Here is a 14,644-nt window from a genome sequence, read left to right as displayed (position 1 = left end):
CCGACGACGGAACAAAAGACTTCGATTTAAGGGCTCGGCATTGCCGGGCCCTTTGTCATTGCGGGGCCGCGCGCAGTACACCGTTCACCATCGGCAGCGCGGGGCTTGCCCACAGCGCCGCCGCACGGCTAGAAGGGGGCCTCACGAATCCTGAGGCGTCTCCATCGGGGAGGGCGCCGTCAGAGGTCTGGAGTTCCCGCCCGTATGCGTACAGCTCTTTATCCCGGCAGTTTCGATCCCATCACTTACGGCCATGTCGATATCGTGCGGCGTGCCGCCAAGCTGGTCGATCGCCTGGTGATCGCTGTTGGCACCCATCATCAGAAGACGCCGATGTTCAGCACCGGCGAGCGGCTGGATCTTGCCGGCCAGGCGCTGCGTCCCGTGGCTGAGGATGCCGGGCTGGAGCTCAAGCTCGCCACCTTCGACGGGCTGGTGGTGGACGCCGCCCGCGCCGAGAAGGCGACCATCCTGATCCGGGGCTTACGCGATGCCGGCGATTTCGATTACGAGATGCAGATGGCGGGCATGAATGCGGCGCTGATGCCGAGCCTGGAGACGGTGTTCCTGGCCTCCTCGCCGGGCACCAGACACATCACCGCCACCCTTGTCCGACAGATTGCCGAAATGGGCGGCGATGTGACCGCCTTCGTGCCGGCCTGTGTTGCCGACGCATTCAAGAGGAAACTGCCCAAATGAAAATAGCTCAAATCGCTTTTCTGGCCGGGCTCATGCTCGCGCTGGTTCCGGCCTTTGCCGCCAAGCCCGCATCCGCCGCCGCCGATCTGGAGAATGTCGTCTTCCTGAAGACCAAGGACGGCACCGTGATCATCAAACTGCGCCCCGATCTGGCGCCCAAGCACGTGGAGCGCATCAAAAAGCTCACCCGCGAAGGCTTCTATGACGGTATCGTGTTCCACCGCGTCATCGACGGCTTTATGGCCCAGACCGGCGATCCGACCGGCACCGGCATGGGCGGCTCAGACTATCCCGATGTGAAGGCCGAGTTCACCGACACGCCCTTCGTGCGCGGCACGGTCGGCGCGGCGCGCAGCCAGGATCCCGACAGCGCCAACAGCCAGTTCTTCATCTGCTTCGACGATGCGTCCTTCCTGAATGGGAAATACACCGTCTGGGGCGAGGTGATCGACGGCATGGATGTGGTCGACAAGATCAAGAAGGGCGATCCGCAGTCCGGCGCCGTGCAGGGGCCGGACAAGATCGTGAAGATGGAAATTGCGGCCGACAGCAGCGATGCCGCCGCCAAGGCGAAAGCGGCCGAGCTGCTCGGCCAGTAGAGGAGGACATCATGGCAACCCCTGAAGATACCCTGATCATCGAGACCAGCCGCGGCCCCGTCACCATCGAGATGCGGCCCGATCTGGCGCCGAACCATGTCGCCCGCATCAAGGAGCTGGTGCGCGACGGGTTCTATAACGGCACCGTGTTCCATCGCGTCATCGACGGCTTCATGGCCCAAGGCGGCGACCCGAAGGGCAACGGCACGGGCGGTTCTGGCCAGAACATCAAGGCCGAGTTCACCGACGCGCCTTTCGGGCGCGGCACGGTGGGCGCAGCGCGGGCGATGTCGCCGGATTCCGCCGATAGCCAGTTCTTCATCTGCTTCGACGATGCCTCCTTCCTCAACGGGCAATACACCGTCTGGGGCCAGGTGATCGAAGGCATGGAGAATGTCGATCAGCTGAACCGCGGCGAGCCGCCGGCCCAGCCCGACAATATCGTCTCCGCGCGCATCGCCGCCGACGCCAGCTAGCAGACCGTCCTCATTTGCGCGTCGACGCCTTCGATTTCGAGCTTCCCGAAGCGTTGATCGCTTTGCGGCCCGCCGTCCCTCGGGATGCGGCGCGGCTGCTCGTGGTCGATGGCGCGACCGGCGCGCTTGAGGACAAGCAGTTCCGCGATCTGGCCGCTCTGCTGCGGCCGGGGGATGCGCTGGTGTTCAACGACACCCGCGTCATCCCTGCGGAGCTGCACGGCACGCGCACCCGCGGCGAGGCGGTCGCCGAGATTTCCGTCAATCTGACCAAGCGGCTCGACGCCACGCGCTGGCAGGCCTTTGCCCGCCCGGCCAAGCGGCTGCAGCCCGGCGACCGCATCCAATTCGGCACCGGGAACGGCGCCTGTCTTGCCGGCAGTCTGGACGCGACGGTGGAGGGGAAAGGCGAGGGCGGCGAGATCGCGCTTCGCTTCGACCTCGAAGGCGCCGCGCTGGACGAGGCCATCGCCAGCATAGGCGCCATGCCGCTGCCGCCCTATATCGCCTCGCGCCGCCGGGCCGACGCCAGCGATGTGAAGGACTATCAGACCGTCTATGCCGCGCATGAAGGCGCCGTCGCGGCGCCCACGGCCGGGCTGCATTTCACCGACGATCTGATTGCCGAGCTGGAGGGGAAGGGCATCTCCACCCACCGGCTGACCCTGCATGTCGGTCCGGGCACCTTCCTCCCCGTGAAGGCCGATGACACCGAGGATCACGTGATGCATTCGGAGACCGGGGTGCTGAGCGAGGACGTGGCCGAGGCCTTGAATGACGTGCGGGCGAGGGGCGGGCGTATCGTTGCCGTCGGCACCACGGCTTTGCGGCTCCTGGAGAGCGCCGCCGACGAGACGGGGCACATCCATCCCTTCACCGGCGACACGGATATCTTCATCACCCCCGGCTATCGCTTCCGCGCCGTGGATCTGCTGCTGACCAATTTCCACCTGCCGCGCTCGACCTTGTTCATGCTGGTCTCGGCCTTCTCCGGGCTGGAGGCGATGCAAGCGGCCTACGCCCATGCTATTCGCCAGCGCTATCGCTTCTATTCCTATGGCGATGCCTGCCTGCTTAGCCCTGGAAAGACAGAGATCGAATGAGGACCGGGCCATCCAAATCGCACGGCCTGCTCCCTCTCCCCGGCGGGGAGAGGGCTGGGGTGAGGGGGGACCGAACGCGCGATCTCCTGATACCCCTCACCCGGCATGCGTCGCATGCCGACCTCTCCCCAAAGGGGAGAGGTGAAGGAGCAACGTCGTGACCGACACATTCTCATACTCGGTGCTGGCAAAAGACGGCGCGGCCCGCCGCGGCGAGATCGCCACGCCGCGCGGCGTCATCCGCACGCCGGCCTTCATGCCCGTCGGCACCGCGGCGACGGTGAAGGCCATGCTGCCGGAGACGGTGGAGGCGACCGGCGCCGATATCATTCTCGGCAACACCTATCATTTGATGCTGCGCCCCGGCGCGGAGCGCATCGCCCGGCTCGGCGGGCTGCACCGCTTCATGCATTGGGAAAAGCCGATCCTCACCGATTCCGGCGGCTATCAGGTCATGTCCCTGTCGAAGCTGCGCAAGATCACCGAGAACGGCGTCACCTTCCAATCCCATCTCGACGGCTCGCGCCACGAGCTGACCCCGGAACGCGCCGTCGAGATTCAGTGCCTGCTCGGCTCCGATATCCAGATGGTGCTCGATGAATGCACCCCGTTCCCGGCTAGCCGTGAAGAGGCCAAGCGCTCGCTCGATCTTTCCATGCGCTGGGCCGACCGCTCCAAGGCCGCCTTCGGAAAGCTGTCCAAGCCGGGCCAGGCGCTGTTCGGCATCGTGCAGGGCAGCACCTATCCCGATCTCCGCGCGGAAAGCGCCCGCGCGCTGATCGAGATCGGCTTCCCCGGCTACGCCATCGGCGGCCTCGCCGTGGGCGAAGGGCAGGCGGCCATGCTGGAGATGGTGGAGGTGACCAATGCCTTTCTCCCAGAAGACAAGCCGCGCTATCTGATGGGGGTGGGCACGCCGCAGGATCTGGTCGAAGCGGTGCGGCGCGGTGTCGACATGTTCGATTGCGTGATGCCGACACGATCCGGCCGCCACGGCCAGACCTTCACCTGGGCCGGGCGCAAGAATATGCGCAATGCCAAATATGCCGAGGACGACAGCCCGCTCGACCCTGAGAGCAGCTGCCCGGCGGCGCAATATTCATGCGCCTATCTGCACCATCTGGTGAAATCGGGCGAGATTCTCGGCGCCATGCTTCTGAGCTGGGCCAACGTCCATTTCTATCAGGAGCTGATGGCCCAGGCCCGGGAGGCGATCAGCGAAGGCCGCTACGAAGCCTTCGCCGACGATCTCAATCGCCGCTACGGCGAGGGGAACGCTTAGACTGTCCCTCGCTCAAGTCCGGCGGGTTAGGCCTGCTGGCCCGGGATCGCCTCGATCTCGCAGCTCAGCACCCGCCAGTCGCCAGCCCCCTGGCGCTCCAGCCGGAACTTGGCCAGCCAGCTCTGCCCGCGCTTGTCGGTGAGAAGTACCGGCTGCAGCGTCTCGGCATCGCGCCGCTCCAGGTTCAGGAAGCTGAAGCTTTGGGTCTTGGTGACCGGCGCCGCCTCGTGGCGCACCTCGGTCAGGAACGCCGTCGCCCCGCCGAAATAGCGCTGCGTGCTTGGCGAAAGGTTGGCGAACGCGCCTTCCGCATCGCCCTTGCTGAGCGCCTTGATCTGCATCCGCACCGTATCCTCGATGACCGCCTTTTCTTTGCCGGTGATGACAGGAATGGCTTGTGAAACAGTGGCATGTAGAGGTGTCTTCGGAACGATTGTCACGTTCGAAGGCATGCGCTTGGCAATTTTGAGCTCGGGGGATGTGACGCCAGGCTCGGTCGATGCTAGATCTTGCGCCGTTGCCTCTTGGCCGATTGCGAGCGTCGTTGAGAAAAACAACATAAACGCCGCCAATACCGACACTTTCTTCTTCTGCGATTTCATCGAACGTCTCCCTACGTTCGCTAAAGTTACTCCCCCGATACAAAACGCCCTCTGGGCCTCATTAACCTTTTAGCCCCGGATAAGTTTCGCGGTGTCGCGCAGAAAAATGCGCAGGGGTAGAAGATCGGATCGGAAAAGGCGGGAGACGCCTACAGCGCGGCGATATCGGACGCCGGGCCGCCATCCTTGCCCGGCTCAGCCTTGCGCTCGCGGGCCAGGAGATAGAGTCCCGATGTGATCACCACCGCACCGCCGGCCAGCGTCCACGGGCTCGGCACGTCGCCGAACACGAAATACTGCATCACCGAATTGGTCAGCAGGTCGATATAGATGAACGGCGCCAGCACTGGGGCGGGGGCGTGCCGGTGGGCCAGGATCAGCAGCCAATGGCTGAGGCCGCCCCAGAAGCCGAGGGTCGCCAGGATCAGCCAAATCGTAAGCCCGGACGGCATTTGCCAATCGAGAAAGGCAAGCGGCGCCATCAGCAAGATGCCGGCAAGCGGCGTATAGAGCTGGGTGACCTCCGGCGGGTCGTAGCGGGAGAGATAGCGCGTGGAGATATTGTAGAGCGCGTAGCAGATCATCGCGAGGAAGGAGAGGCTGGCGGCCCAATGAATACCGCCGAAGCCGGGGCGGATCACGATCAGCACACCGGCGAAGCCCACCAGAATGGCCAGCAGCCGGCGCCAGCCGACCCATTCGCCGAGCAGCGGCCCCGCCAGAGCCGCGACCAGCAATGGAGTCAGGAAGAAGATCGTCACCGTCTGGTCGAGCTGCAGATATTTCAGTGCCAGGAAGTTGAGCGCCGTGGCGCCGAACATGAACAGCGAACGCAAGGCTTGCTGGCCCGGCTTCTTCGACTTCAGCGTGGCGCGCCGGCCCAGCCCCCGAAGCAGCACGAAGGTGAACAGCGCATGGGCCGTGAAGCGGACCCAGACGACCTCGCTCACCGGGAGCGAGGCCGTGGTGACCAGATATTTCGCCGTGGTGTCGAGGCAGGTGAAGGTGACGACGGCACAGAGCATCAGCCCGATCGCCATCAGCCGTTCCCGCCCGGATTCGGCCTCGTGAGAGTTTGTTGTCATTTATCGAATAGGGCGGGTGCGAGGCACTTCACTGCGGCGGACAATCTGTCCATGATGCGCCGCCACAAATAGAGTGACTCGGCGAGGTAAGATATGGCGGATGTCCGCTCCATCATTGCAATTGGCCTGCGCGGCCAGCTCGGACTGCACGGGCGCCTTCCATGGGAGGGCTGCAAGGATAGGGAATTCGTTCAAGACGTCGCCCGTTTCTTCGATGTTACCCGCGGCCATGTGCTGATCGCCGGCCCGACCACTGTCTCCGCGGTGCCGGATTATGCCCGCAAGGACCGGACCGTGTTCGAGATTCGCTCCCATATGGACCCGGAGAAGGTGCTGGCGCAATTCAACGATCGCGTCGTCTATGTCGGCGGCGGTCCGCCGGTGTGGGATGTCTACGCCCCCTATATCCGCCATTGGGACATCAACCGGCTTCCCTATGATGGCGAGGCCGATCGCTGGTTCAATCCCGATTGGCTGATTCGCGCCCGCTGAGGCGAAGGGCAGGGCCGGAAAATATTCTCCGGCGGAAGCAAAGAGATGCGAAGACGCGATGCAGGCAATGCGCCGCGTCTTCGCCAAGCTGAAAAAGTTACGGAGAAACGTCCGGCTGCGGCTCGACTGGCGCGTCCGTTGCCGGCGCTTCGTCTTTGTCGAAACTCAGGATGCACTGGGCCCAGCCCGATTCGCCCCATTCGCAGCCATTGCGCTGATGCTGCACGATCACCAGCGCCGCAATGACGATAATCAATAAGACCACAACGCGCATAAACCTGCCTCCCTCCCTTGGATGCTTTCGCAGGATAAACAAGGTCCCCATAAACGAGAAGCAAGTCGGTTCCATGACGGTCGCGACCGCCACCGCATATGGCCGCAGCTCATTGAATGCCTTGGGATTTTTGTCGCTAGGCTGCGCGCCGGCTAATTGGTCTCGTCTTGGCCGCGATTGTAGATGTCGTTCTCGCGAATGATGTCGTCCTCGCCGAGATATGAGCCCAACTGCACCTCGATGATGACCAGCGGAAGCTTGCCGGGATTGGCCAGCCGGTGCCATTCCGTCGCGCTGATATAGAACGACTCGTTCTCGTGCACGAGCTTCTCCTCGGTGCCGGCGCTCACCAGCGCCGTGCCCCGCACCACGACCCAATGTTCGGAGCGGTGATGATGCATCTGCATGGAGAGCTTGCCGCCGGGTTTGACGTGCAGCAGCTTGACCTGGAAGCGGTCGCCCTGATTGAGCTGCTCGAAATAGCCCCAGGGCCGGTAATGGCGCAGATGCTGCTCGTGCTGGCGGCCATCGCCGGATTTCAGCCGCTCCACGATCTTGCCCACCTCCTGCGCGCGGGCCTTGTCGGCGACCAGCAGCGCATCCGGTGTCTCCACGATGACGAGATTGTCCAGCCCGATGGTCGAAACCAGCGCACCGGTGGAGTAGACGAAACAATTGGAGGTGTCCTGCAGCACGGTCTGCTCGCCGCTCGCGGCGAAACCGGCCAGGACATTGCCTTGCGCGTCGGCCTTGCCGAGCTCAGCGAGGGAGGACCAGGAGCCGACATCGCTCCACCCGACATCGATCGGAAGCATCGCCGCTTTCCCGGTATGCTCCATCACCCCGTTGTCGATGGAGATGGAGGGGGAGGCGGCGAAGCTCGGCTCGTCCAGCCGTAGGAAGTTGAGATCGCGCTCCGCCCCGTCCAGCGCATCGCGTGCCGCGCCGATCACCTCCGGCTGCTCGCGGGTCAGCTCGTCGATCAAGGTCTGTGCGTGCAGCACGAAGATGCCGCTGTTCCAGTAGTAGTTGCCCTCGGCGAGATAGCCCGCAGCGGTCTCCTCGTCGGGCTTCTCCACGAAGCGGGCGACTTTGTAGGATTCGCCGAAGCCGGGCAGGGCCTCGCCCTTGGCGATATAGCCGTAGCCGGTATGGGGCCGGTCCGGGCTGATACCGAACAACACCAGCTTGCCCGTCGCCGCGACCTCGACCGCCTTGGCCACCGCGACGCGGAACTGCGCCTCGCCGGCGATCACGTGATCGCTCGGCATCACCACGAGAATGGCGTCGGGATCGCTTTCCGTGGCCAGCAGCGCGGCAACCGCGATGGCCGGTGCGGTATTGCGGCCCACCGGCTCCAGCACGATTTCCGATAGCGGAATGCTAGCCTCTTCGGCGCAATCGGAGACCAGGAAACGGTGGTCGTTATTGCAGACCACCAGCGGCGGCTTCACAGCCTCGCTATTGGGCAGCCGCGCCAGCGTCGCCTCCAGCATGGAGCGGTCGTCGTCGGGCCAGAGCTTCAGGAACTGCTTGGGGTAGAGCGAACGGGAAAGCGGCCAAAGGCGTGTGCCGGCGCCGCCGGAAAGTATTACGGGCCAAACGCTCATACCTCGACTTATCCTTCCGAAACTCTCCGCAGCGGCGGGACGAAGTCGCTTGGCGCAGTCTGAGCCAGGCTTTGGGTCAAGTCTTCCAAGTCGTCTTGAGCCGAGCGGCGTCCCCTGCGCACCGATCCCCAAGACAGGCTTCTTAGCAGCCCCGGAAAGCGGGGCAAATGTTTAGCGGCGATTTAGGGGAATAACAGGTGCGAAAATCCGTTTAGCCGGCGTCGGGCTCCGGCTGCGCCTTGTCATCCTTGCGGGCACGGCTCTTGCGCTGCGGCTTGTTCGGATCGCGCGGCTTCTGCGGCTTGTTCGAAGCACGCCGTGCGCGCGGTTTCCGACCGTCGTCTTCGTCCTCGTCCTCCTCCGGCGGTTCGTATCGCGCCAGGACTTCGTCGATCGGCCCGTCCTGAACCAGGCGGCCGTGGTCGAGCCACAGCACCCGGTCGCAAAACCGGCGCAGGATATCGTCGGAATGGGAGGCGAGGATCAGCGTATTGGACTGGCCGATGATGTTGCTCATCCGCTCCCGCGCCCGGTCCTGGAACTGCCGGTCGCCGGCGCCGAAAATCTCGTCGATCAGGAGCACGTCCGGCTGCATCGCGGTCACCACCGCAAATCCGAGCCGGGTGCGCATGCCAGCCGAATAGGTGCGCATCGGAAGATCGAGATAGTCGCCGAGCTGGGAGAACTCGGCCACGTCCTCGGCGATCTCCTGCATCTGGGCGTTGGAGTAGCCGAGCAGGCGGCCATAGAGAAACACGTTCTCGTAGCCGGTGGCCTCGTGGCTGAGCCCGATCTGGTTGGTGAACAAGGTGGAGACTTTGCCCTCCACCATGACAGAGCCTGAGGTCGGCCGGTAGATGCCGCCCAGCACACGCAGTAGCGAGCTCTTGCCCGCGCCGTTCCGTCCGATCAGCCCGACGCGCTCGCCGCGGCGAATTTCGAACGAGACCCCGTCCAGAGGAATCACCGCGGCATGATGATTGTTGCCGCGCTTGATCTGGCCGCCGACGGTGGCCTTGGCGTTCTTCTTCTTGCGGCGCTTTCCGCTGAAACCGAAGATCGGCAGCTTGAGGCCGAGCTTGTCCGCTTTGATGACGATAGGTTCTTCGGACATGGCTAGAGCCAGAATACGATGTTGCGTTGATAGCGGCCGAACAGCCACAGCGTGACAAGCAGCGAGGCGAGGGCGCAGGTGAGGACCACCACCCAGGCGAGGAGCGAGGGCATGTTGCCCATCAGCGGCTCCCGCACCACGGCGATGAAATAGCTGAACGGATTATAGGCCGCTGCCGCCGTCTTGATCGCGTTATTGCCCGGCGACCAGAAGATCGGCGTGGTGAAGAACAAGAACCGCGTGACCGTCGACATGGCTTGACCGAAATCCCGGTAGCGCGCGCCGATCAGGCCCATCAGAGGCGCGATGAAGACGCCGGTAAGGATCACCGCGATCAGCCCCGGGATCGCCATCAAGGTGACCAGTCCGAACGGCGGCTGAAACCAGAGCGCACAGACGATGTAGACCGGCAGCTGGAACGCCATGCGGAAGACGTTATAGGCCACCTGCCGCAGCACGTAGAACATCAGCGGATTGTCGACATTCAGGATGAAGTTGGAGTTCTTCGAGAACACCGCCGTAGCGCGCGTCAGATTGCTGGAGATGAAATTCCAGACCGTGACGCCGGCCGCGACATAGACTGGGTAATAGTCCTGGCCGCCGCGCATCGCGCCGAAGATCAAGACCAGCGCCCCAACCCAGATTCCCACCTGCAGCGTTTCCCAGAACGGGCCGATCAGCGTGCGGCGATGTTTGATGGAGAAATCGTACCAGCCGAGCATCAGCCAGTCGGGCCAACGCTTCCAGGCCTTGAGGAAATCGGCTGCGCCTGCGCCGATCCCGCCGGGATTGAAACTGGCAGCCGTGCTTGTCTGGTCGCTCATCGAATAGCTCAACCGAAATCCATGGCTTACGCGTATTGCAAAGCCCGAAGAGGCCGCCCGTAAGGGCTGCCCAGCTAAATCAACCGTGGGCGAGAAAAGGGGTCGCTTCTGGGCTGTTTTCGCATGCGTTGCGCGCTTTTAGACCCTATCTCGCCCGGGCTTGCAAGGGCGCGATAAGAGTTCCGTCCCTATACACATTTTGTCTGTCCCGGGCTAGCGCTACGCGCCGCTGGCGGCCATTTTGGCGACGAAATCGCCGATCGCCAGCGATGAGGTGAGGCCGGGACTTTCGATACCGTAAAGCGCAATCAATCCTGCAATGCCATGGGTTTCCGGCCCATCTATGGCGAAATCCGCAGCCGGTTCGCCTTGGGCGTAGATCTTCGGCCGAATGCCGACATAGTCGGGGGTAAGCGCACCCTCCGGTAGAGCCGGCCAGTAGCGCCGCACGGCCGATTCGAAAGCCGCTTTGCGGGCCTCATTCGCATCGTCGAAGCTGTAATCCACGTGATCGGTCCACTCCAGATCGGGACCGAACTTGCCGCGCCCGGAAAGATCGCGGGTGAAATGGGTGCCGAGCCATGCGCCGCTCGGCATTGGATAGATCAGGTGTTGAAACGGCGCCTTGCCGCTGAAGGCAAAATAATGCCCTTTGCCGTAGCGCGTGACCGGAACTTGGTAGCCTGAGGGATAGCGCAGCATGCGGCCAAGCCGCGTCGCTTCAAGCCCGGCGGCGAGCACCAGGCGCTCGGCCGTGATCCGGGCCGTGCCACCTTGCCGGTCCGCGACATCGAGGGTGAAGGAGCCGTTCTCTTTGGCGATGGCATCGACGGCGCTATTCAGCACCACTTCGCCGCCGGCAGAGGTGAAGCCGCCTTCCAGCGCCACCACAAGCCCATGCGCATCGACGATGCCGGTGACCGGCGACAGAAGCGCCGCCTTGCAGGCAAGGGCGGACTCCAGCCGCTTTGCCTCGGTCGCCGAAAGCAGGGCGAGTCCCTCGACGCCATTCTTCTCGCCGTTCTCCTTCAGAGCTTTCAGCGCATCGGTCTCGGCCGCGCTAGTGGCGACGATCAGCTTGCCGCAGCGCTCCGTCGCGACGCCGTTCTCTGCGGCGAAGCGGTAAAGCTGCGGGCGCCCCCGCACACAGAGCGCCGCGCGTAGCGAGCCTTGCGGGTAGTAGATGCCCGAATGGATAACTTCGGAATTGCGGGAGGTGGTTTCGGTGCCGAGCGCTTCATGCCGCTCAAGCAGCAGAACCGACGGCGCTTGCTTGGCGAGCGCATGGGCGATGGCGAGGCCGACAACGCCGCCTCCGACGACGATGGTATGGAAATCGGCTGCCAAAACGGAGTTCGAGCCGTCCTATCGGTACCAGCGCTTCAGCCCCGGCAGATTGCCGCTCACCCAAAAATCCAGCTTATGCAGGCGCTCGGAGACCATCCGTGCGATGCCGCGATCGGGATCGAACAGAACCTTCTGCCGGTTGATCAGATCGGAGATTGTGAGCGCCAGGCTATCGGCGAGCTCAGGCGTCAGGATAGGCCCGTCGCGGTACCGGTCGAGATCGATCTCGTCATAGCCGCCAACACCGAAATTCTCCTTCAGCCAGGCAACGTCGGCCCGGGTCTCGTCGAAGATTTTCTTGGCCACCGCGCGTGGCGGGCGGAACTTGGCGCTGCCGATACGGCCGAGGGTTCGGATCTCTTTCGGCAAAGCGCGGTTTCGCGCCTTCCGTCCGTTGACGATTGGGGGGCGCTGCCGGTTCAGGCTGCTGAGGATCTGCGCCGCCTCGTCGGAGAGCGAGCTATTCTTGCTTTGAGCGGCATCCATGAGAGCGCTGCGGGCAGTTCCGTCCGTCACCCCGAGAAAGTCGAGAAATGCGCCCATCACACCTTTTTCATGAGCGCACATCGCCTCGAAGCTCAGCGCCTTGACGTTGTCGGCGCCGAACAGCTCCATGGCAAGGCTCAGCCGCTGCTGAAAAAGCGGCTTCGGCGGATTCACATACATCTCCTCCAGCACGCGGCCCTGCTTGAGGATCTGCTGCATGGCGCTGGTCGCGTAGGCCACCGGCTCGCGCACCACGTAGAAGATCTCGATACTGTCCACGAGTCGGGCGAGCCACTCGCGGAAGCGGGTCAGTTCGCCGGCATTGAAGTTGGTCAGCGCCTCGTTGGACAGCAGCACCACCGGCGCATCCGACTGCTCGATTTCGGCAGTCAGCGCGGCGAGAGTCTGATCCAGCTCCGCCCGAAGCTTCCGACGGTTATGCTTGCCCTTGTTGATACTGGAGGGATGGCTGTGCGGCGTATCGGAAAAGATCGTGCGCAAGGCGAGCTGCTGCGCCGGGTCGCTGCCGGGATAAACTATGCCGGCATGCTTGCGCAGCATCTCGCGCTCTTCGAAACAAGCGTTCTGGATCGTGCTCGTCGCCGTCTTCGGCAACCCGGCATGCACGATCGCCCGTTTCTTGTTCTGCCCATTCATCACTGGTGGCTCTCGTCTCCCAATACGGTGGCGGCCGTGCTTATGCGCGAGGCGGGTGGCCATCGGACGCCGCGAAATGGACCGTCTTAGACCTCCGGGCTCGACCGGCCCCGCAGGCGATCCTTGCCGAAGGTTAGCTGCGAGTTCGGCGCTTTGGACTTGGTGATGATCGCCATGGTGCGGTCGATGCTGATGAAGTCGATCGCGTTATTGGCGGCAAGATCGCCGATCAGCTCGAACAGCAGCGTGGCCATGCCGGTCTTCTTGTACCAGGGATGTTTGCGCTCCTGGGTCGGCACCTGATAGCTCCAGGCCCAATCCTCGATGATGTAGGTGCCGCCCGGTGCCAGCCATTTGAACAGGATCTCGAAGCTCGCCTTGGTGAGATCATAGAGATGCGAGGCATCGTCAATCACCACGTCGACCTGTCCGTCGAAATCGTCCTGGCAGATCTTGTCCAGCGCGCCCTGATCGGCCTGCGAGGTGCCGTAATAGACCTTCACCGCGTCGCCGCGGCCGGCCGTATAGGCATCCAGCGCCGGGATCGGCTCTTCGCGGATATCCAGCCCCACCAGCTTGCTCGGCCGGAAGCGCTTGTCGAAGAACACCAGACTGCCGCCCTCGAAGATACCGAGTTCGAGGATCTTCTTGCCCGCAAGATCTTCTTCGATTTCGTCGTAGAGCGACAGAAACCGCTTCGTCTTCACCAGCGTGAAGTTGTTCTCTGTCGACAGGCGCCGCTTAGGTCCCGGCGTGACGTCAATGGTGAAACGGCAATCGCCGATCGAAAAACTGTCCGAGTCGATCCATTCGAGTTGCGTCATTGGCATTCCCCAGTATGCATCCGCGGTATTGCGCTCTTTAGCTCAATCCTTAAGTCCCAACACTGGCCGCGAGCTTGCCCGCATAGCGATAGGCCTCGAACCTATTCTCCCGCAGCGCCTGTTCGATGTGCTGCAGCAATTCCTTATCGTATTTCTTTGACGTTAGAAATGTGCCGATCTCGGCCAGATCCTGATCCGTAACGCTCGGCGCCGACCAGCTTACGTCCTTCAGCGAAGCGATCCGCTCAAGATCGACATCCGGCTCCGGGTCCTGGAAAAGGATCCCGTCATTGCGCCCCATCAGATCCTTGGCGATCCAGGCATTCACCGGGCGGACCCGGTTCAGCACCATCTTCCGTTCCGCGGCGGCCAAGAGATCGGATTCGTGGAAGATCGCGGTCGAGCTGCTGTCGATCGCCGCCGAATAGGCGAGCAGCGGCTCGTTGAACCGCGTCGAAGCCTGCGTGTCCGGGATCACGTTGTTGATCATGCGCTTATATTCCAGCGCCGGATAGGCGAAGCGCGGGTTCTCATTGGTGGTCGATGTCTGGAAACCGCTGAGATCGTCGATGCCGAGAATGCCGCTCAAAAAATCCTTGCGGATATCGCCGCCTATGAGTTGGCGCCGTTCATAGGGGCGAAGGATGAGGTTCTCTGCGCCAAAGGCTTCGATCCAGGGCATCAGCCGCGCCTTGAAGTCGAACTGGCCGAACAGCCGGGCAAATGCCCCGCCAATATCCATCTTCTGGGTGCCGGCTTTGATTTGCTGGCTGTAGCCGGCGACGATCAGGTGATCCTGGCGCCGGAGATAGATGATCACCTTGGTATCGAAATAGGGCAGCAGCTCCTCGCCGAAGCGGGCGACCACGTCGGGTTTGGCGCTCGAGGTGAGCTCGCTGGAGAGCAGCACCGGCATATTTGCCGCCTGGGCCAGCTCCGGGGCCCATTTCGAGGTCGGCACGAAATCCCAGACATCTTTCAAAAACGGCGGGATGTGCGGCGACAAGAGATGGTGTGCGCCGGCCACGGCGCCGGTCGTCGGATAGAGGATGCCGTACTTTGCGAGCGGCTTGCGGTTGGCCCAGAAAAAGGTCTGGAGCGACGTCGTTCCGGTCTTTCCTAGACCGATATGAAGATAGAGCTGTTTCTTTGCCACGTGAGCCAGATCTT

General features: G+C 63.0%; 16 protein-coding genes. 6 read left to right on the top strand and 10 right to left on the bottom strand.

Annotated elements, in window-relative coordinates:
• Positions 1 to 204: 204 nt before the first annotated feature.
• The 5 genes from coaD to tgt all read left to right on the top strand — a co-directional run bounded on the left by coaD (position 205) and on the right by tgt (position 4,159).
• The gene (coaD, locus tag HT051_RS09745) at positions 205 to 699 is read left to right on the top strand and encodes a pantetheine-phosphate adenylyltransferase (RefSeq protein ID WP_174541852.1); all 495 of its coding nucleotides are present in this window, start codon (positions 205 to 207) and stop codon (positions 697 to 699) included.
• A complete protein-coding gene (locus HT051_RS09740) occupies positions 696 to 1,298 on the top strand; it encodes a peptidylprolyl isomerase (RefSeq protein ID WP_174541851.1) in 603 nt (200 codons plus the stop codon). The genes coaD and HT051_RS09740 overlap by 4 nt, the downstream gene beginning before the upstream one ends.
• An 11-nt stretch (positions 1,299 to 1,309) precedes the next feature.
• A complete protein-coding gene (locus HT051_RS09735; RefSeq protein ID WP_174541850.1) occupies positions 1,310 to 1,774 on the top strand; it encodes a peptidylprolyl isomerase in 465 nt (154 codons plus the stop codon).
• A 14-nt stretch (positions 1,775 to 1,788) separates the two neighbouring features.
• Positions 1,789 to 2,877 carry a tRNA preQ1(34) S-adenosylmethionine ribosyltransferase-isomerase QueA gene (gene queA / locus HT051_RS09730; protein ID WP_174541849.1) on the top strand — a complete coding sequence of 363 codons (1,089 nt, stop codon included), beginning with the start codon at positions 1,789 to 1,791 and terminating at the stop codon, positions 2,875 to 2,877.
• A gap of 157 nt (positions 2,878 to 3,034) precedes the next feature.
• A complete protein-coding gene (gene tgt / locus HT051_RS09725; protein ID WP_174541848.1) occupies positions 3,035 to 4,159 on the top strand; it encodes a tRNA guanosine(34) transglycosylase Tgt in 1,125 nt (374 codons plus the stop codon).
• A 26-nt stretch (positions 4,160 to 4,185) separates the two neighbouring features.
• Here tgt and HT051_RS09720 read toward each other — a convergent pair whose 3' ends face one another.
• Positions 4,186 to 4,761 carry a DUF4864 domain-containing protein gene (locus HT051_RS09720; protein ID WP_174541847.1) on the bottom strand — a complete coding sequence of 192 codons (576 nt, stop codon included), beginning with the start codon at positions 4,759 to 4,761 and terminating at the stop codon, positions 4,186 to 4,188.
• A gap of 149 nt (positions 4,762 to 4,910) precedes the next feature.
• The gene (locus HT051_RS09715; protein WP_174541846.1) at positions 4,911 to 5,846 is read right to left on the bottom strand and encodes a DMT family transporter; all 936 of its coding nucleotides are present in this window, start codon (positions 5,844 to 5,846) and stop codon (positions 4,911 to 4,913) included.
• Positions 5,847 to 5,939: 93 nt separating this feature from the next.
• On the opposite strand from HT051_RS09715, the gene HT051_RS09710 reads away from it, so the two are divergent.
• Positions 5,940 to 6,338, top strand: coding sequence for a diacylglycerol kinase (locus tag HT051_RS09710; protein WP_174541845.1), 399 nt, complete (start codon positions 5,940 to 5,942; stop codon positions 6,336 to 6,338).
• Between the two features lie 97 nt (positions 6,339 to 6,435).
• On the opposite strand, the gene HT051_RS09705 is transcribed toward HT051_RS09710, so the two are convergent.
• The 8 genes from HT051_RS09705 to HT051_RS09670 form a co-directional block, all read right to left on the bottom strand.
• A complete protein-coding gene (locus HT051_RS09705; protein ID WP_174541844.1) occupies positions 6,436 to 6,612 on the bottom strand; it encodes a hypothetical protein in 177 nt (58 codons plus the stop codon).
• 152 nt (positions 6,613 to 6,764) lie between these two features.
• Positions 6,765 to 8,222 (bottom strand): mannose-1-phosphate guanylyltransferase/mannose-6-phosphate isomerase, encoded by a 1,458-nt coding sequence (locus HT051_RS09700; protein ID WP_174541843.1) that lies wholly within the window; start codon positions 8,220 to 8,222, stop codon positions 6,765 to 6,767.
• Positions 8,223 to 8,433: 211 nt separating this feature from the next.
• Entirely contained in the window at positions 8,434 to 9,336 is a 903-nt protein-coding gene (locus HT051_RS09695; protein ID WP_174541842.1) for an ABC transporter ATP-binding protein, read from the bottom strand.
• A gap of 2 nt (positions 9,337 to 9,338) precedes the next feature.
• Entirely contained in the window at positions 9,339 to 10,160 is an 822-nt protein-coding gene (locus tag HT051_RS09690) for an ABC transporter permease (RefSeq protein ID WP_174541841.1), read from the bottom strand.
• 219 nt (positions 10,161 to 10,379) lie between these two features.
• On the bottom strand, positions 10,380 to 11,507 hold the full coding sequence (locus HT051_RS09685) for an NAD(P)/FAD-dependent oxidoreductase (protein ID WP_174541840.1): 1,128 nt from the start codon (positions 11,505 to 11,507) through the stop codon (positions 10,380 to 10,382).
• 18 nt (positions 11,508 to 11,525) lie between these two features.
• Positions 11,526 to 12,650 (bottom strand): hypothetical protein, encoded by a 1,125-nt coding sequence (locus tag HT051_RS09680; protein WP_174541839.1) that lies wholly within the window; start codon positions 12,648 to 12,650, stop codon positions 11,526 to 11,528.
• An 86-nt stretch (positions 12,651 to 12,736) separates the two neighbouring features.
• Positions 12,737 to 13,474 carry a class I SAM-dependent methyltransferase gene (locus HT051_RS09675; RefSeq protein ID WP_174541838.1) on the bottom strand — a complete coding sequence of 246 codons (738 nt, stop codon included), beginning with the start codon at positions 13,472 to 13,474 and terminating at the stop codon, positions 12,737 to 12,739.
• Positions 13,475 to 13,523: 49 nt separating this feature from the next.
• Complete coding sequence (locus HT051_RS09670; protein ID WP_174541837.1) at positions 13,524 to 14,630, bottom strand: hypothetical protein; 1,107 nt, start codon at positions 14,628 to 14,630, stop codon at positions 13,524 to 13,526.
• Positions 14,631 to 14,644: the final 14 nt, after the last annotated feature.

Source organism: Methyloligella sp. GL2 (assembly GCF_013341275.1).
Lineage (GTDB): Bacteria > Pseudomonadota > Alphaproteobacteria > Rhizobiales > Methyloligellaceae > Methyloligella.
This window is presented reverse-complemented; position numbering and strand designations above follow the sequence as displayed.